Here is an 18013-nt window from a genome sequence, read left to right on the forward strand (position 1 = left end):
GGGAGCATCATGAAAATTCCACGCCACTCCGCGCTGTTGACCATCCTCGGGCTGTTGCTGCTGGCCGCGTTGACCGGCCTGCCCTGGGTCGCGGCTCAGCCCGCCGCCGCGCCGGTCTCACAGCCGCCGCCGATTCACCCGCAGTTCGCGCTGCTCGATGAGGCAGGCGCGCCCGTGCTGATCTCCGGCAATCCGGTCTCCACCCTGAAAACCTGCGGCGCGTGCCACGACACCGCCTTCATTCAGAGTCACAGCTACCATGCCACCCTGGGCCTGGATGAATTCAACCCATCCGGCCAGACCGCCGGCGCCCGCGCCTGGGACAGCAGCGCCGGCGCCTTTGGTCGTTGGGACGCCCTGCGCTACCGCTACCTCTCCCTGGCCGGCGACCCCTTGCTTGACCTGGGCACGCCTGAATGGGTCATGGACTTTGGCGATCGGCACGTGGGCGGCGGCCCGGCCCTGATCACGCGTGACGGCGGGTCGCTCAGCGCCCTGCCCGCCGACGCCAGCAACCCGGAGACGGCCGTGCTCGATCCCGTCAGCGGCCAGGCCACCGCCTGGGACTGGGCCGCATCGGGCGTGGTGGAAATGAACTGTTTCCTGTGCCACCTGCCCAATCCCAACAACGCCGCCCGCATTGCCGCCCTGCAGAGCGGTCAGTTCCGTTGGGCCAACACCGCCACCCTGCTCGGCACCGGCCTGGTGGAGGCTGACGGCAACGGCTTCCGCTGGAATGCCGCCGCGTTCGAGGCTGACGGCCAGCTCAGGACCGAATTCATCACCGTGCAGGACCCCAGCAACGCCAACTGCGGCCAGTGCCACGGCCTGGTGCAGACCGGCATCAGCACCCCCGTTTCCCTGACCCAGGCGACAACCACACTGTGGAGCACGCTGACCACCGGCCAAATCATCTCCGGGCAGCGCATCTCTGCCTCGGGCCTCAACCTGGCCGACAAGGCAGAATTGAACCGGCCCTGGGACGTTCACGCCGCGCGGCAGCTTCAGTGTACCGATTGTCACTTTGCCCTCAACAACCCCATCTACTTCCGTGAAAGCGCCGCAACCCGGCCCGCGCACCTGGCCTTCGATCCGCGCCGTCTCGACTTCGGCGAGTATCTGCAGCGCCCAGTGCATGACTTTGCCAAAGGCATCACCGCCCAGCACGCCATCGCGCCGGAACTGACCGACACCATGCGCCGCTGTGATAGCTGCCACAACGCCGCCAGCACTCACCAATGGCTGCCCTACACCGACCGCCACCTGGCAACCGTCGCCTGCGAAACCTGCCACATCCCGCAGGTCTACGCGCCCGCGCTGCAGAGCGTGGACTGGACCGTCCTCACGGCAGACGGCGAGCCGCGGCGTGAGTACCGCGGCGTGGCTGGCGACCCACAGGCCGCGGCGTCCCTCATCAGCGGCTTCCAGCCTGCGCTGCTCCTGCGCCAGGATGTGGATGGCAAGACGCGCCTGGCCCCGCACAACCTGGTGACAGCCTGGTACTGGGTCTACGGCGATCCGGCGCAGCCGGTGCGCCTGCTCGACCTGCAGGCCGCCTGGTTCGATGGTCAGAGCTATGCGGCCGCAGTGATGGCCGGCCTGGACGCCGATGGCAACGGCGCCTTGAGCGAAACCGAGCTGGTGCTCGACACCCCCGCCGGTCAAGCCATCATCGCCGACCGCCTGGCGGCCCTGGGCCTGGCCAATCCCCGCATCGCTGGCGACGTGCAGCCCTACACCATCAGCCACGATGTAGCCAACGGTGAGTGGGTGACCCGCGAATGTACCGCCTGCCACAGCGCAGATTCACGCTTGGCCCAGTCGTTCACGATCGCCAGCGCCGGTCCGACCGGGATTACGCCGGCCCTGCTGGCAAACGGCAGCACGGTCATGGACGGCAGCCTGGTCAACACCGCGGATGGCGCCTGGCGCTACGAGGCAAACGCCGCCAGCGCCGACCTCTACATCTTCGGCAAATCGAGCGTGTCCTGGATTGACTGGTTCGGCATGATCGCCTTTCTTGGCACGCTGCTGGCCGTTGGGGCGCACGGCGGGCTGCGCTTTGCCTCCGCGCTGCGCCTGCCCAAACACACCCCGCAGCTCAAGCAGGTGTACGTGTACACCGTCTACGAGCGTTTCTGGCACTGGCTGCAGACATTCACCATTCTGGGGTTGATCTTCACCGGGCTGGTCATCCACAAGCCGGATCTGTTCGGCCTCTTCGCCTTCAAGTCCATGGTGCAGGTGCATAATATACTGGCCGCCATCGTCGTCATCAACGCCGCCCTCTCGCTCTTCTACCACCTGGCGAGCGGCGAGATCAAGCAGTTCATCCCGCGGCCGGCCGGCTTCTACGACCAGGCCATCGTGCAGGCCAAATTCTACCTGCAGGGTATCTTCAAGAACGAGCCGCACCCGTTCGAAAAGGGTCCCGAACGCAAGCTGAACCCGCTGCAGCAGCTTACCTATTTTGGCTTGCTCAACGTGCTCCTGCCCGGACAGGTCATCACCGGCGCGCTGATGTGGGGCGCGCAGCGCTGGCCTGACCTGGCCCTGAGCGTGGGCGGCCTCCCCCTGCTGGCCCCCGTGCATTCGCTGATCGCCTGGCTGCTCGCCACCTTCGTCGTCCTGCACGTCTATTTGACCACCACCGGTCACACCCCGCTGGCCAACATCCAGGCGATGATGAACGGATGGGATATGGTGGAAACGCATGAAGCACTCCCCGCGCCCGTTGGCGCGGACCCAATCATTCTAGCCCAGGAGGCGCCATCTCATGGCAACTAATACCGAATCTCTCGCTCCCCGGCCCTCGCTCAGGGCTGCGGTCGGCCGCGTCTTGTTTGCACGCCCGGCCAAAGACTACATTCACCCCTATCTGGCCGCGGTGCTGCTCGGCCTGGTGCTCTTCCTGGCCTTCTTCCTCACCGGTAATGGGCTGGGCGCGTCTGGCGGCTTGAACAGCATCATCGCCTTCATCGAAGACCTGGTCGCGCCCGGCCACATGGACCGCCTGCCCTACCTGGTCAAGCTGGCCGGCGGCAACAAGAACCCGCTCGACTCCTACCTGGTCTACATGGTCATCGGCACCCTGATTGGTGGGTTTCTGTCCGGCTGGCGCAACGGCCGCCTAAAAGTAGAAACGGTGCGCGGCCCGCAGATCACCCCGCGCACCCGCTGGTTCATGGCCTTCCTGGGCGGCGCGATCATGGGCTACGGCGCCCGCCTTGCCCGCGGCTGCACCTCCGGCCAGGCGCTCTCCGGCGGCTCCGTGCTCTCGGTTGGCTCGTGGGCTTTCATGTTCGCCATCTTCGGCGGCGGCTACGCGGTGGCCTACTTCGTACGCAAACTCTGGAACTAGATTCAGGCACCCAAAGGAGACATCATGGCGCCTTTTCCGCTTTCGTTGGCAACCCTACTCGGCCATTGGGGCCAATATGTAGTTTATCTGTTGATCGGCGTGGGCTTCGGCTACGTGCTGGAGAGCGCCGGCTTCGGCAACTCGCTCAAGCTGGCGCGGCAGTTCTACTTCCAAGACCTGACGGTGCTCAAGGTGATGTTTGGGGCCATCATCACCGCGATGCTGCTCATCTTCACCGCCTCCGGCCTGGGCCTGCTCGACTATAACCTGGTTTGGGTCAACCCCACCTACCTGTGGCCCGGCATTGTGGGCGGTCTCATCATGGGCGTGGGCTTCATCATCGGCGGCTTCTGCCCCGGCACCTCGCTGGTGTCGCTCGCCACCTTCAAGCTCGATGGCCTCTTCTTCGTCCTGGGCGGGCTGTTCGGCATCTTCCTCTTCGGTGAAACGGTGGACTCCTTCGCGGTCTTCTGGAATTCGTCCTACATGGGCCGTTTCACCATCCAGGACTGGTTGGGGCTGCCCGTCGGCGTGGTCGTCCTGCTCGTCATCCTGATGGCGCTCTTCATGTTCTGGGGCGGCGAGCAGTTGGAGCGCCTCGTGGGCGGCAAGAATCTTAAATTGGAACCGAAGATGCGCTACGCCGGCGCCGGCCTGATGGTTCTCGGCGCGGTGATCCTGATCATCATCGGTCAGCCTACCGCGGCAGACAAGTGGCAGGCGCTGGCCCCCGCCAAAGATCCGCTGCTGGCTGAACGCAGCGTGCAGATTCCGCCGGCTGAACTGCTGGACACGCTGCATAACGACGCGCTGAAGGTCATCCTGCTCGACGTGCGCAGCGAAGGAGATTACAACCTGTTTCACATTGCCGGAGCAGAACGGGTGACCCTGGCGGCCCTGCCAACCCTCATTCCTGATCTGCTGCTGGAGCCGGCCAACACCATTTTCGTCGCCATGAGCAACGATGAAACGGCTGCGACAGAGGCCTGGAAAATGCTGACCGCCGAAAGCGTACCCAACGCCTACATCCTGGAGGGCGGCCTCAACCACTGGCTGGAAACCTACGCCAGCGCCGATCCCGCACTGCCGCCGGCCACGCCGTCTCCGGGCGACGACCGTCTGCGCTACGAATTCGCTCTGGCCCTCGGCGCCCAATCGCCGGCCGCCACGCCCGACCCGCATGAGTTCGCGGTAGATTACACCCCCAAGATCCAGCTCAAACTCAAGCGCGGCCCCAGCGGCGGAGGCTGTGGGTAATTCAGGAAATCAACAAACTGCGCAGGTGGCGGCGGACTTCGGGCTGGCGCACCTGACGCAGGGCGATTTGCGCTTCGTGCAGGTCGTCCAGGCGGCGCGAGTCGGCCCAGCGCCCCAGGCGCAGGCCAAACTCACGCAAGCTGTCCAGATCGGCCGTGGGTACCTGCCCCAGCAGACCGGCGCCCACGGCCGCGGCCGCGCACAGGATGGCATTGGACGACCACGCGCTGGCGGGCGCGCTGCCCAACTGCTGGCGCACCTGCGCCTGACTGATGGCCTGCAGCGTCTGCGCAAACAGCGCCACCACGGCCGGCAGTTCGGCCTGCGCGGCAAAAACAGCCGACTGCGCAAAAAGATGATCGCCCAGCAGGACCAGGCCGCCCAGCAGTTTGCTGTTGGCGGCCTTGCCGTTGGTGGGCAGGGCCTCGTGCGCCTGGCTGGCGGTGAAGAGCGCTTCCAGGGCCGCGGCCAGGGCCTGGCGCCGCGCCGGCGCCACATGCAGCGCGCGGCCCACCGTCAGCACCACGCGGGCGCGCAGGCGATCCGCATTAGCCGCCAGGGCCGCGCTCAGCGGGTCAGCCAGGGGCGCAAAGGGCACCACCGCGGCCTGCGCCAGCATGGCCTCGATGCGCACCAGCTCGCTCGGATCGTAGGGAAGCGCCGTCTCCGTCACTTCTGTCAACAAAGGCTGAGGCTTGCCCCACAGCGTGGGCAAAGTCAGCCGTGCCGTTGCCGTCGTCATCAATCTATGTCCTTAACCCGGGCATGCCGGAACCAAACAGGGAGACAGGAACCGCGGCATTATCGCGCCAATCTGCCGGCGTGTCGTGAGGCGAACGGCCCGGCGAACACAACAATCGTCCCAACCTTATTTTCAGGCAATCAACCCGCGACGGTAGCCCTCGGCCACGGCCTGGCTGCTGTTGCGCACATCCAGCTTGCGGTAGATCGTGCTCAGGTGATTCTTGACGGTCTTTTCCGCCATGAACAACTGCTCGCCGATCGCGCGCGCGGTGAGACCGCTGGCGACAAGTTGCAAGACCTGCTGTTCCGCGGTGGTCAAACCAAAACGGCCGCCCGCCTCCCGATTGGCGCGGCGGTAATCGCCCAGAACGTGCTGCGTGACGTCCGGATCGAGCCAGCCCTTGCCGCCATGCACGTTGCGAATGGCCTCTGCAATCCGTTCGGCCTTCGAATTCTTGAGGACATAGCCCTTGGCCCCCGCCAGGGTGACGGCGCGCACATCGTTCTCGTCGTCAGACTCGGTCAGGGCAATCACCTTGACGCGTGGGTGATTCAGCGCCAATTGCTGTGTGGCCCGAATTCCCCCCTTCGGGTCATGCCGCGGCATGCGCAGGTCCATCAACACCACGTCCGGCTCGCGTTCCGCCACCCGCTGCAGCACCTCTTCGGGCGAACAGGCTTCACCGATGACCTCGATATCGCTCTGGCGCTCCAACAGGCGCCGCAACAGTTCGCGGTGCAGCCCCATGTCGTCGGCAATCAAAACCCGAATAGGCGCCATACATCCTCCCACACGCTTGGATTCCGCCCGGCATCGCCCGGCTCAGCCTGCAGCGGAATCTGGATCAACACACGCGTACCCTGGCCGGGCGCAGATTCGATCTGACACCGACCGCCAACCTGCTGCGCCCGCTCGCGGATATTCTCCAGGCCCCAGCCTTTGCTCCCCTCTGGCCAGGCGGCCACTGCGGCCGGGTCAAAACCTTCGCCGTCGTCGCCGATGATGACTTCGATCTGCTCGGGCTGCGTCTCGATGGCCACCCAGGCCGCCTGGCAGTTGGCATGCTTCCAGACATTGACCAGCGCCTCTTCCACGATATAGCCCAGGTGGCGCAGCGTGTCGAAAGGCAGCGCCGGCTCCTGCTCCGGCAAACGCACCTCCACCGGCAAATTGGTGTTGCGCTCGAAACGTTCTACAATACTGCGCACCACGGGGAAGAGACGCATCTGCGTGGGATCGTCGCGCAGCGCACGCACGGTCCAGCGAATGTCAGCATGGATGTCGGATGCCATCGCGGCCACGTGATTCAGCTCATCGCGCATCGCTTCCGGTTCTTCGGTCGCCAGCAGTTCGGCGAACTCCACCCGGCGGCTGAGCGCAGTCAGCCGGCTGAGCACGCTGTCATGAATGTCCATGGCGATGCGGCGGCGCTCCGCTTCGATGCCGGCGTCGGCCTGCAGCGCGTTCATGCGCTCCAGGCTGCGCTGCCAGAGCACCATCAGCAGGGCGATGAAGCCTAAGACGAGCGCCAGGACGGGGTAGGTGCTGGTGCGCAGGATCACTTCATCCACCGCGCGCTGCTCGATGACCGAGGCGAAGGTGTAACCGTTGAGCCACAGCGACAGGGCAAAGCCGAAGGTGCCAACGCCGCCGACGAAGATCAGGAGCAGGCCGCGGCGCCAGAGCGTGGGCGAGGCGGGGATCGAGAAGGCGGTCGTCAGCACCGGAATGGCTGAGTGCAGTGCAAAGACGTTGCGATAGCCGCCGTCCGTGGGGATCAGAATGGCGCTGCAGATCAGGGTGTCCAACAGCAAGAAAAATGGTGCGCGCAGAATCGCATCGCGCACGAACAGAAGAACGATCAGGCCGGCGGTGTAGGCGGCCATCGCCCACCAAACGGTCATGATGATTTCCTGACGCGCTTCGATGACCGGATGCGGGTGAAAACGCGTCAGCACCAGGGCATAGGTCAGGGCCAAAATCCGACACAGCATGGCAAATGCACTCAACCAGCGGTTGATGCGCCGGCTGTCCAGGTCAAACACAATCATGGGATCATCTTACAATGTCTATTTTCGATCTGCAAATCACCCTGTACAGCACCGCACTCTACACCACCTGGATCTTCATTGACCAGTGGAAACTGCTGTTCGATGCCGGTGATGGTGTGACGGCGGGACTGTTGCACAAGTCACGCAAGGTGCAGACCGTGGCCCTGACGCACGCTGACCGCGATCACCTGGCCGGGCTGCTGCAATTCCTGCAGCTCAACGGCCGGCCGGGCGCGCCGCGGCTGCTCTATCCGCGCGATTCCAATTCCTTCCGCAGCCTGGCCGCGTTCACTGCGCAGTTCGACCCCACCACCAGCGCAGGGGCCGTCTGGCAGGCGGTTGCGCCCGGCGATGTGATTCCCTTGCAGAAACAACTGCAACTGCTGGTACGCCCCAGTCTGCATTGGCGCGATGTGCCGCCCGAACAGGTGAAGGTCGTCGCGTACACCGTGCAGCACGCGGCATCGAGCCTGCGCCCCGAACTGCAGGGGCTGCCCCAGGCCGAGTTGGACGCCATCCGCCTGCGCGACGGTCGCGACAGCCTGATGACCACGCGCACGCACGATCTGCTAACGTTTAGCGGGGACACGCCGCTCATGCCCGCGGACGCCTGGGGCCAGCCGCAGCTCCTGATTCACGAAGCCACCTTCCTGGACGACGAAACCGCGGCTGACGCGGCTGCCACGCGTTACAACCGGCACAGCGGGCTGCCCGGCGTGCTGGACATGGCGCTGGCGCTGGCGCCGCAGGGCCTGATCCTGACCCATTTCTCCCTGCGCTACCCGCCCGAGGAGATCGTCGCGACCATTCAACGCGAGGCGCAGCAGCGCCAGCTTCCGTTCCCGGTCTGGGCTGTCCTGCCCGGCGAGATCCAGCGCGACATCCTGCACACCCCGCCCGTGTGGGGGTGAGGCCCCCTGGCCCCCAAGTATGGGGGGATTGGGCCTCCACACCCCGCCCGTGTGGGGGTGAGGGTTGGCGATTGACAAACCGCTCAATTTAGTATGAATTAGGGGAGTCGTCCCACCTGATTAAGGAGAATTTCATGATTCAATACGTTCGCGCCATCCAGCCCGCCGTTGAAGCTGCCTTGTTCAGTCAACCGCACCAACTACCTGGATTTCGTGACGGCCTGAACCTAAACGTGATTCTCCGAATCCGCTTGCGCGCCGGATGTAATCAGACCAGAGATGCTCGCCACGAGCGCGTCGCGCTCCCAGCCTACTTCGAGTGCAAACGCGGGGTGGCGCGCCAATAGGGTGTGCGCGTGGTGCAGCACGGTTTCCAGGAAGGGCAGGCTGTCCCACCAGCCGAGCGCAGGAATGGCCCGCTCGAGCGCCTGGCCGGCCGTCAGCGGGGTGATGTGCGTGGCCAGGCGCTGTCCCACTGAAACGAACAGAGGCAGCAGACGCGTGACCCGCGGCGACGCGCTGGTGTAGCGCCCCGGAAACACCTGCGCCAGGTCGAGGCGGTATTTCTCCCCTTCCCAGGTGTTGAGCGCCACCGCCTGCTGGCGCAGATGAGGGAAAAAGTCGAACGCGCCCGACCGCACCCGTAATTCGCCCACCGGGCTGGCCAGTACCTCCACGCCCGCGGCATCCAGCCGTGTGTAGATCAGCCCATCGGCCAGCAGCGTGAAGCCCGCGTGCAGCAGCGTCAACGCGGTGGTGGATTTGCCGCTGTTGTCGTGGCCGATGAGCAGCAGCACAGTATCCTCATGCACCAACGCCACCGCATGCCACTGCAGCAGTCCGGCGCGGCGTGTGAGCAGATTGTAGAGGACGGTGCCGAAGATGAACTTGCTGACCAGCGCGGTTTGCGCCGCCAGAGACGGCGCGACGAAACCGATTGCCTCCTGCTTCCGCAGATCGGCCAGCACATGCCCATCCCTCCCGGCGCTGATCGCAATCCAATCGCCATGCCCATCGTAGGTAAACGGCGATTCACCCTCCAGGTTGACCGCGTCCCACTCTGCCGTCTCCGCCCGGCCACGCGATCGGTCAGCAGCCTGGCGCTCGAACAGACTGATCTGCATCGGCGCCTCCGCCGCGGCCAGGGGCGCTGTGCTGAACTTCGCTACCCACGCCGCACAAGCCGCGACCAGCCGCTGACTGTTGGTCGTCAGCAGCAACGGGTAGCCGAACACATTGAACTGCTGCGTCGTTGCCCCCTCCGTCGCCCGACGCTGCCAGAAATCAGGCATGCGCTGGCGTAAAACTTCCATATCCAATCTCCCTCAATAATGCGCCAGACTGCCATCCTGACGAGCGCGATGCGTGGCATAGCGGAAGAGCGCGAGGCTGACAGGCAGCAGCACCACCGTGAAGGCAAGCAGGGCCAGCAGCGGGCGTCCCAGTTGCCCCAGGGAAAGGCCTTGCAAGAGCGCGCCGCGGATCGCTTCCAGCGCATGCGTGACCGGCAGCGCGTAGGCTACGACCTGCAGCCAGCGCGGCAGGATCGAAACCGGGAAATAGACGCCGCCAAAAATATAAGTCGTGCCCGACACCAGCCAGGCGATGGGATCGCCTTTCTTGAAGATGAGCACGAACGCCGCCGAAGCAATGCCCCAGGCGCTCAGGCAGACCAGCGACAGAGCGATGGTGATGACCAACGTCGGCCAGTTGGCGCCGAGAAAACGTGCCCCCAGCAGCCAGCCCGCCAGCAGTTGCAGCGCCAGGATGACCAATCCTTCGAGCAAGGCCCAGAAGGCGCCGCCCAGCAGCGCCAGCGACGGGTGTGTAACCGTGACCAGCAGCGGCTCGATGGTGCCGGTCAGCATTTCCTCGCGCAGGCCCAGGGCAAACTGGCGCAAGACGGTGTTCAGGTACTGGGAAAAGACGGTGCCGACCAGCGCGAAGGTGAAATAGTCAACCCCGTACGCGGCCACGGCCGCGGGCGGTGTGCTGAACAAGCGGCCCAGGAAATAGACAAAGACCAACCCCGTGAATGCTTCGATGTAGCGTGCCCAAAAATTGGGACGATAGCTGCGTTCCAGCGTGTAGCCCTTCAGCACGAAGGCCAGAAATTTCTGCCAGCTCAGCCCGCCGGCGATACCGATGAGGCTTCTCATGCGGCCGTGACCTCTTTGACGACATCGCGCAGGCTGCGCCGGCGCACCTGCTCACAGCGGCGCAGTTGCGCGCCGTGCAGCATGACGGCCTGCCAGACCTGGGGCCATACCTCGCCGCCATCCTCATTCAAGGTCAACTCCCAGGCCACCAGGCCCGCGGCTGCACCGCCGTTGATCGGCCTTAGCTCCTGCACGCCGGGCACGGCCTGCAGGCTGACGCCCAGCGCCGCGCCCTCGTCGGTCGCTACCTCCAGCAGGTAGGTGGAGAGGCCCGGCAACGCCTGCAAGACCGCGGCCGGGGTGCCTTCGAGCACAATTTCGCCCATGCGAATCAGGGCCACGCGGTCGCACAGGTCCTCGACGCCGTGCAGCTCATGCGTGGTGTAAAACACGGTCTTGCCCTGGCGTCCCACCAATTCCTGGCGAATCAGATCGCGCAACTGATCCGCGCTGGTCACGTCGAGGCTCTTCGTCGGCTCATCCAGGAAAAGCAGCGGCGGATCGTGCAACAGGGCGCGTGCCACATTGAGCTTCTGGCGCATGCCGGTGGAGAAGAACTGCACCGGCAGGTCGCCCGCCCGCTGCAGATCGAACCAGGCCAGCAGTTCTTCGATACGCGGGCGCAGCCGGCGCCACGGCACTTCCTGCAAAGCGCCGTAGAAGGTGAGGTTTTGGCGGGCGCTCAGGCGCGCGTAAAAGCTGCGGTCTTCACTGGAACAAAAACCGATGGAAGCGCGCACCGCGGGCGCCTGCGTCCGCGTGTCGAAGCCGTTGACCCAGGCCTGGCCCGCGCTCGGTTCCAGCAGCGTGGTGAGCAGGCGAATCAGAGTGCTCTTGCCCGCGCCATTATTGCCAAACAGCCCAAACAAAATGCCCCGCGGCACCTGCAAACTGACCCCCCGCAACGCCTCCACCCGCCGCTTCTCGCTCGTGTACGTCTTACCCAAACCCCGCGTCTCGATCGCCTGCACGCCTCTCTGGGGTGGGGAGAGAAAAAGGGGAGGAGGGGAGAGGAGAGAGGGGGGGTTGGGGGGGGGGGAAAAGGGGGGGGGGGGTTCCCCCTCCCCGGGTTGGGGCGCGGGCCCCCCCCCCCGCCCCGCCCCCCCCCCTCCTTTTTTCCAGATCTCAGTCATGACGCCTCTCCAAAGCGCGTGCGCAACAGCCGCGCCAGTTCGCGCAGGCCGGCGACGGCGTAAGGGCCATAGGCTAAAAACCACCAGCGTGAGGCGGCCAGGGTGGGGTAATGATCGGCCAGGCGCCAGCGGTGCGGAAAGCCTTCGTACCAGGCCAGGCGCAGCCGCTCGCCGTTCGTGTTGCACCAGCGCAGGCGCTCACGCACCGGGCGCCAGGTGGCAAAATCGCTCAACGGCGCCGGCTCCCGTTGGGTAGCCAGCCAGGCCTGCAGCAGCGGCGACAGACGACCGACCAGCCGCGCCAGATCGGCGGCCGGCACGCAGTCTGGAAAGAGTTCGGCTGCCATCGTCAGCGCGGGCGCGGTCAGACGGGCGTCCAGGCGGTCGAGCCAGGCTTGCGCGTCTGACCACAGGCCGGTCGCCTGCACTTGGCGCGCCAGGTAGGCGGTGTCCTGCAGCCAGATCAGCCGCGGCGGCCCCTGGATGATGTGCGCGGCGGCATGGGCCAGCGAGTAGATGAAATGCGTCACGAGGTCGGGCAGCAGGGTGTTGACGCCGAGCAGCACGCCGGGCCGCGCACCGCGCCAAAGGGCCTCGGTAAAATCCACTGCCAGCCACTCCATGCCCTCCTGCGCCTCGAGGTTGATGTCAACCAGGCGGGCGTTGTCAGGGTGCCAGGTCCAGGGCACTTTTTGCGACCAACCGGGCCGGGTGAAGGTGCGATTCTTCCAATTCTGCTCGCGTTCGACATAGCCCAGGCTGTGCAGGCCGGCGCTGAGCCCCGGCCAGTCGTCCGGATGCGCCAACAGATCAAGGTCTGCCATCTGGCGTTGGTCCGGCGAGGCGTAGAGGGTCTGCGCGGTGACCGCGCCTTTGAGCGGCAGTACGGCAATGCCCGCCCGCTCCGCGCTGCGCAGAATCGCCGCCAGCTCGTCCTGTTGAAGCCGGCTGCGCTCCTGCCCCCACGCGTGCAGCGTCGCCAGGTGCTGGTGCAACCACTCCGGAAGCGCCGCGGCCAGGGCCGGCTGCTGCGCCAGAATGGGCACAATCCAGGGCGTCAGCGTATGCAGATAGAGCACGCGCGGCGCCTGACGCCAGGTGGCGTCATCCCAGCCCCGCACGCGCGCGGCCGCGGCGTCCCAATCCGTTGTGCGCAGCCAACGGGTCAGTTCGGTGGCTGCCAACGCAAAGCGAACCGGGTCCAGATTCGCGATGTTGTCCACTGTGGCTCTCTCCTTCAGATCATCCTCACCGGCGCGGGATTGTACCGCAAAAGGCACAGGAAGCCAAGCGTGGGGCTGCGCGAGGGCGCACCCAAATGTAACCTGATTGTGTAGCTTACCCTACAAAGATGAAGGGCGGCCCCTGCCATAATGACTTCAGTCACCCCTTCATTGCTCGCATTGCTCGCATTGCTCGCATTGCTCGCATTGCTCGCATTGCTCGCATTGCTCGCAGCCAATGGCACGTCATCATCCCCCGGTGTTTTAGAGGAAAAAAATGAATCGGTCATTACAATATACCCTATACGCAGGTGTTGCCGCGCTCATTGGTCTGCTCGTGGTGCAGCCGTTGGTACATGCCGGCGCGCCACGGAGTGCAGGCGTCATGTGGGCGGCGCGGGCACAGGACCAGCAATCTGCTGCCCAAGCGCCGCAGGTGACGCGCACGGTCTGTCCGTCCGGCTGTCCGTACAGCGTGATCCAGACGGCCATTACGGCTGCTAGCAGCGGCGATGTGGTGCGGGTGCTGGCCGGCGTCTATCAGGAGAACATCACGCTCAAGGCAGGCGTGTCGGTCATCGGCAGCGGCCCAGGTCAGAGCATCATTGACGGGCGTGCGCTCAACGCCACCGTGTTGGCAACCACCAGCACAATCGGAAACAGCACGGTGGTGTCCGGCTTCACGATCCGCAACGGCTCGGCCACTGCGGGGGGCGGTGTACGCCTGGACGGCGGCGCCTCGCCCACGATCCGGGACAACATCATCGAGAACAATGTGGCAACCACTTTCTTTGGCGGCGGCATGTCGCTATCGGGCGGCTCCAGTGCGCGCATCGAGTACAACCTGATTCGCAACAACAGCGTCAGCGCTGCCACCGGCTCCGGCGGCGGCGTCTTCATCCGTGAAAGCTCCAACGCCACCTTGATCGGCAATCGCATCGAGGGTAACACGGCGAACAACGGCGGCGGGGTGTACGTGCAAGGTTCAGCGCCCATCCTGACCGCGAATCGGCTGGCCAACAACCAGGCCGCCAACCTGGGCGGCGGCCTGATCCTGACGCAGAGCAGCCACGCAACGCTTTTGAACAACGTCCTGGAGTCCAACACGAGCGGCCTGGACGGCGGCGGCGCCATCGTTCAGAACAGCAGCAACGCCATCTTGCGCAGCAACGTGCTGCGCAACAACACGGCCAACAACAACGGTACGGCCGGCGGCATCAAATTTTACGGCGCCGGCACGCCCACCTTCGATGGCAACTGGCTGGAGGGCAATGAGGGCAAGGACGGCGGCGGGGCGTATCTGGAGTTGGGCAACAACGTGCTCTTTGCCAACAATGTGCTCGTCGCCAACCGCGCCCGCAACTTCGGCGGAGCAATGGTCGCCAATGGCGTACCCGCGATCATTCGCAACAACCTGATCCGCGAGAATCAGGCGGCGCAGAATGGCGGCGGGGTTTATCTGCAGGCAGGGACGCCGCAATTCAGCAACAACACGGTGGACAATAATGATGCGCAGGGGCCAGGCGATGGCCTGGTGGTGCAGGGCGGCGCCGTTGCCACGGTGCGCGAGAACATCATCACCAACAACGCCAGGGGCATCAATGTGCAGGGCGCCACCGTCACCCCGATCGCCAACGATGTCTGGAACAACACGACGAACTACATCAACCTGGCCCCGGATACCGCCAGCATCTCGCAGAATCCGTATTTCACCAGCGGGCCGTTGGGCGCATTCTATCTGAGTCAAACCGCAGCCGGGCAGACCGTCAACAGCCCGGCCGTGAACGCCGGCGCGCGCACGGCCGTCGCGGCCAGTGTGGACACCCGCACCACGCGTACCGATGAGGTGTTGGACAGCGGGGTCGTTGATATGGGCTTTCACTACCCGCCGCAGGCGCCTCAACTGCGAGTCGAACCGTCCGAACTGGTCTTCCATGCCGACAGCGCGGGCGTCACGCTGCCGAGCCGCTGGCTGCTGCTGCTGAGCGACAACGCCTTTCCCCTCACCTGGGGCCTGACCGAAGAAGTGGCGTGGCTGCGCTTGAACGTCAGCACCGGCGCGACTCCTGCTGTGGTCGAAGCCACCGCGCTTTCCGCCAATCTGGCCGAGGGGGTTTACGACGTGTGCGTGTTGGTCGAGGCCGGCGGCGTCAGCGCCGACTGCCTGCCGGTGCGCCTGGAAATCGCCCGCACCTGCAGTCTGCCCACCGACCTGGATTGTGATGGCAGCCTGGCGGCCGCGGATCTGGTTCTACTGGCCGGGCATTGGGGCGAAGCGAGCGGTTCGCTGCCGTTCGTGCCGCGCTTCGACCTGAACAGCGATGGTCGAATCTCCGTGGCCGATTTCATTCTGGCGACGGCCAATTGGGCGCTGGCGCAGTAGAATTGACAGGCATTTCCGGCAAGGCTATAATCGTTCGTAGATTCTGGCACAAATCAGGACGCAGCAGGGGGGGAACGATGCCTGTGAAGGGAACGCTCTACATCACCGGACAGAAGAAGCCGGTGGCCGATCTCACGTGCGATGTCTTCGAATACACGGATAATCATCGTCCAGGGGACCGCTACCGCATCAACTACGAGTATGTGAAACGCCATCAGAAAGTGCGGATCGAGTTGATCCGGGAAACACCGATGCGCCTGGAGCTGGAGGATGGTCGCAGGGCCGATGTGACCGTGCAGTGTGAAAGCACCGCGCCCAACGGCGGTCAGTTAGGCGTCCTGCGCGTCAAGGGCGATTTTACGCACTGACCTGTATTTTCTGCCACGAATTTCACGAATTTTCACGAATTGGTTTCGTGTGTATTCGTGGCATTCGTGGCCCTCGAAAGAAGACCGTTGTATTTTCTGCCACGAATTTCACGAATTTTCACGAATTGGTTTCGTGTGTATTCGTGGCATTCGTGGCCCTCGAAAGAAGACCGTTGTATTTTCTGCCACGAATTTCACGAATTTTCACGAATTGGTTTCGTGTGTATTCGTGGCATTCGTGGCCCTCGAAAGAAGACCGTTGTATTTTCTGCCACGAATTTCACGAATTTTCACGAATTGGTTTCGTGTGTATTCGTGGCATTCGTGGCCCTCGAAAGAAGACTGTTGTATTTTCTGCCACGAATTTCACGAATTTTCACGAATTGGTTTCGTGTGCATTCGTGGCATTCGTGGCCCTCGAAAGAAGACCGTTGCTCCTGGCGCGATAGAAGACACTCGCCATTTTGCGGATTCCACCAGCGGAGAGTGCCGTCACTGCCCGCGCTGACCAATTGTTTGCCGTCCGCACTCCAATCATACGTAAGATAGAAATTGGTGGTCAACAAACCGCTAGTCTACAGTCAATTTGACTGGACTGACAGTTGCTTCATTGGTGGCATAGATGCGCCAACCTGTCTCAAACTCAGCGGTTTTGATTGCCGGTTGATTGCGACTGACCGTCACCTGATAACGCACCTGGCGCTCCATGTGCGCCGGTTTGTCTTTGTAGGCGCGTACTCGGCGCTCGGTCACCTCTTCTTTGAGGTCGTGCTGGAAGAATCCTTGCACCCGGTTTGATTCCGACCGCTACTGAGGGGCTTCACAGAATCTTCACAGTGTGTACATCACGCCAGCACAACTCGCACCTATACTGAGGGCTGTGTTACCCAGGGCGCGATTGCAAGCGCCCTGCGCGGCAACTGAAAACCCAAAGCACGCGTATCGGAGGAGTTCATGAAGCAGGTCGGGAAGAAGAAGCGTCGGTTGAGTTGGCTGTTTATCGTTTTGCCGTTGGTCGTGGTTGCATTGGCCGCCGGTGGTTGGTACTATTTCGGCCAGCGCGCGGCCGCGACCAAAACGCCGGCCACCCCCGCGCTGCAAACTGCCAAAGTGCGCACCGGCGATATCACCATCACTGCCAGCGGCGCTGGCAACCTGTTGCCCGCCAGCGAAACGGCGTTGGCCTTCCGCACCAGCGGCCTCCTGGCCCAGGCGGCTGTCAAAGTGGGGGATCGCGTGGAAGCCGGACAGGTATTGGCGCGGCTGGATGACGCGGATGCACGTGCCCAGGTCGCCCAGGCCGAGGCCAATTTGCGGCTGGCCGAGCTTAAGCTGGCCGATCTGATGGCCGGGGCGGATCCGGCCGCAGTGGCAGCCGCGCGGGCCAGCCTGGCCGCGGCCCAGGCGGATCTTAGCCGGCTCATTACGCCCGCCACCGCGTCCGAGCTGTTGGGGGCGCAGGAAAACCTGCGCAGTACACAGGAGGCTTTGGCTCTCCTGCTGGCCGGCCCTGATCCGGCGAAACTCACGGCCGCCAGAGCCACCTTGACCCTGGCCGAGATCAACGTGCGGGCCGCGCAAGCCGCCTACGACAAGATCGCCGACCGTGCTGACGCTGGCGCGACGGCGCAGGCCGCCGCACTGTGGCAGGCGACGACCAACTATGAGAAGGCCGCGGCGGACTATGAGACGGTGCAGGCTGGCCCGGCCGCGGATGTCATCACCGCGGCGCGCGCTAAGGTGGCCGTGGCGAAGTCCCAGCTTGATGCTGCGAAAGCTGCCCCCGATGCCGCGGCGCTTAAGGCGGCCGAGGCCAAGGTGGCGCAGACCCAGGCGCAGCTGGACGCGCTGCTGGCCGGGCCTAACGCGAACGACAGCGAGGCCGCCAGACTCAGCGTGACCCTGACGCGCTACAGCCTGGAGAATGCCCAGCGGGCGTTGAACAACACGCAGTTGCGCGCGCCGATCTCCGGGACGGTGCTGGCGGTGAACGCCGAGGCCGGCGAGACGGTCGGGACAGCGCCAATCATCACGGTGGCCGATCTCTCCGCTTCGCAGCTGCGCTTCTGGGTCGAAGAAAGCGACCTGATGAGTGTCGCGCCGGGCAACCCCGTACAGATCGTCTTCGATGCGCTGCCCGACCTGGTCTTCGCGGGCAAGGTCTTGCGCGTGGATCCGTCGCTCGTCACGGTGGAGGGCACGTCCGCGGTGCAGGCCTGGGCCAGCATTGATCTGGCGCAGCATCCGGTCAAGCTGCTCTCCGGCCTGACCGCGGAGGTGGAGATCATCGCGGGCGAGGCCAAGGGCGCTGCTCGTGCCGGTGCAGGCGCTGCGCGAGCTGGCCCCCGGCTCCTATGCGGTGTTCGTTGTGAAGGCCGACGGCCAGTTGGAGATGCGGCCGGTGACGGTGGGCCTGCGTGAT

General features: G+C 64.4%; 15 protein-coding genes. 7 read left to right on the top strand and 8 right to left on the bottom strand.

The window, feature by feature from the left end; translation table 11 throughout:
- The first annotated feature begins 9 nt into the window (after positions 1–9).
- The 3 genes from IPF85_RS03220 to IPF85_RS03230 are packed head-to-tail and all read left to right on the top strand — an operon-like array spanning position 10 to position 4618.
- Complete coding sequence (locus tag IPF85_RS03220; RefSeq protein ID WP_343406625.1) at positions 10–2787, top strand: cytochrome b/b6 domain-containing protein; 2778 nt, start codon at positions 10–12, stop codon at positions 2785–2787.
- On the top strand, positions 2777–3361 hold the full coding sequence (locus IPF85_RS03225; RefSeq protein WP_343406626.1) for a YeeE/YedE thiosulfate transporter family protein: 585 nt from the start codon (positions 2777–2779) through the stop codon (positions 3359–3361). Before IPF85_RS03220 ends, IPF85_RS03225 begins: the two co-directional genes overlap by 11 nt.
- Positions 3362–3385: 24 nt before the next feature.
- Positions 3386–4618 (top strand): YeeE/YedE thiosulfate transporter family protein, encoded by a 1233-nt coding sequence (locus IPF85_RS03230; protein WP_343406627.1) that lies wholly within the window; start codon positions 3386–3388, stop codon positions 4616–4618.
- 1 nt (position 4619) lies between these two features.
- Here the strand turns inward: IPF85_RS03230 and IPF85_RS03235 are convergent, their stop codons facing one another.
- The 3 genes from IPF85_RS03235 to IPF85_RS03245 form a co-directional block, all read right to left on the bottom strand.
- Complete coding sequence (locus IPF85_RS03235; RefSeq protein ID WP_343406628.1) at positions 4620–5360, bottom strand: hypothetical protein; 741 nt, start codon at positions 5358–5360, stop codon at positions 4620–4622.
- Between the two features lie 132 nt (positions 5361–5492).
- Positions 5493–6143, bottom strand: a complete 651-nt coding sequence (locus IPF85_RS03240; RefSeq protein WP_343406629.1) for a response regulator transcription factor — start codon at positions 6141–6143, stop codon at positions 5493–5495.
- Positions 6122–7414 carry a sensor histidine kinase gene (locus IPF85_RS03245; RefSeq protein ID WP_343406630.1) on the bottom strand — a complete coding sequence of 431 codons (1293 nt, stop codon included), beginning with the start codon at positions 7412–7414 and terminating at the stop codon, positions 6122–6124. Before IPF85_RS03245 ends, IPF85_RS03240 begins: the two co-directional genes overlap by 22 nt.
- 14 nt (positions 7415–7428) lie before the next feature.
- Here IPF85_RS03245 and IPF85_RS03250 point away from each other — a divergent pair, with 14 nt between their 5' ends.
- Positions 7429–8325 (top strand): RNAse Z, encoded by an 897-nt coding sequence (locus IPF85_RS03250; protein WP_343406631.1) that lies wholly within the window; start codon positions 7429–7431, stop codon positions 8323–8325.
- A gap of 227 nt (positions 8326–8552) precedes the next feature.
- On the opposite strand, the gene IPF85_RS03255 is transcribed toward IPF85_RS03250, so the two are convergent.
- The 4 genes from IPF85_RS03255 to IPF85_RS03270 all read right to left on the bottom strand — a co-directional run bounded on the left by IPF85_RS03255 (position 8553) and on the right by IPF85_RS03270 (position 12840).
- Positions 8553–9638, bottom strand: a complete 1086-nt coding sequence (locus IPF85_RS03255; RefSeq protein ID WP_343406632.1) for a hypothetical protein — start codon at positions 9636–9638, stop codon at positions 8553–8555.
- 12 nt (positions 9639–9650) lie between these two features.
- On the bottom strand, positions 9651–10484 hold the full coding sequence (locus IPF85_RS03260) for an ABC transporter permease (RefSeq protein ID WP_343406633.1): 834 nt from the start codon (positions 10482–10484) through the stop codon (positions 9651–9653).
- Positions 10481–11431 carry an ABC transporter ATP-binding protein gene (locus tag IPF85_RS03265; protein WP_343406634.1) on the bottom strand — a complete coding sequence of 317 codons (951 nt, stop codon included), beginning with the start codon at positions 11429–11431 and terminating at the stop codon, positions 10481–10483. Before IPF85_RS03265 ends, IPF85_RS03260 begins: the two co-directional genes overlap by 4 nt.
- A gap of 182 nt (positions 11432–11613) precedes the next feature.
- The gene (locus IPF85_RS03270; protein ID WP_343406635.1) at positions 11614–12840 is read right to left on the bottom strand and encodes a nucleotidyltransferase family protein; all 1227 of its coding nucleotides are present in this window, start codon (positions 12838–12840) and stop codon (positions 11614–11616) included.
- A 277-nt stretch (positions 12841–13117) separates the two neighbouring features.
- On the opposite strand from IPF85_RS03270, the gene IPF85_RS03275 reads away from it, so the two are divergent.
- Positions 13118–15223: a right-handed parallel beta-helix repeat-containing protein gene (locus tag IPF85_RS03275; protein ID WP_343406636.1), complete on the top strand. Its 2106-nt coding sequence runs from the start codon at positions 13118–13120 to the stop codon at positions 15221–15223.
- Positions 15224–15300: 77 nt separating this feature from the next.
- Positions 15301–15591 (top strand): hypothetical protein, encoded by a 291-nt coding sequence (locus tag IPF85_RS03280; protein ID WP_343406637.1) that lies wholly within the window; start codon positions 15301–15303, stop codon positions 15589–15591.
- Positions 15592–16161: 570 nt separating this feature from the next.
- Here IPF85_RS03280 and IPF85_RS03285 read toward each other — a convergent pair.
- Complete coding sequence (locus IPF85_RS03285) at positions 16162–16380, bottom strand: hypothetical protein (RefSeq protein WP_343406638.1); 219 nt, start codon at positions 16378–16380, stop codon at positions 16162–16164.
- A 165-nt stretch (positions 16381–16545) separates the two neighbouring features.
- On the opposite strand from IPF85_RS03285, the gene IPF85_RS03290 reads away from it, so the two are divergent.
- Positions 16546–18012, top strand: coding sequence for an efflux RND transporter periplasmic adaptor subunit (locus tag IPF85_RS03290; RefSeq protein ID WP_343406639.1), 1467 nt, complete (start codon positions 16546–16548; stop codon positions 18010–18012).
- The last annotated feature ends 1 nt before the right edge of the window (position 18013 follow it).

The sequence above is a fragment of the Candidatus Amarolinea dominans genome (genome assembly GCF_016704685.1).
In the GTDB taxonomy this organism is placed as follows: Bacteria; Chloroflexota; Anaerolineae; order SSC4; family Amarolineaceae; genus Amarolinea; species Amarolinea dominans.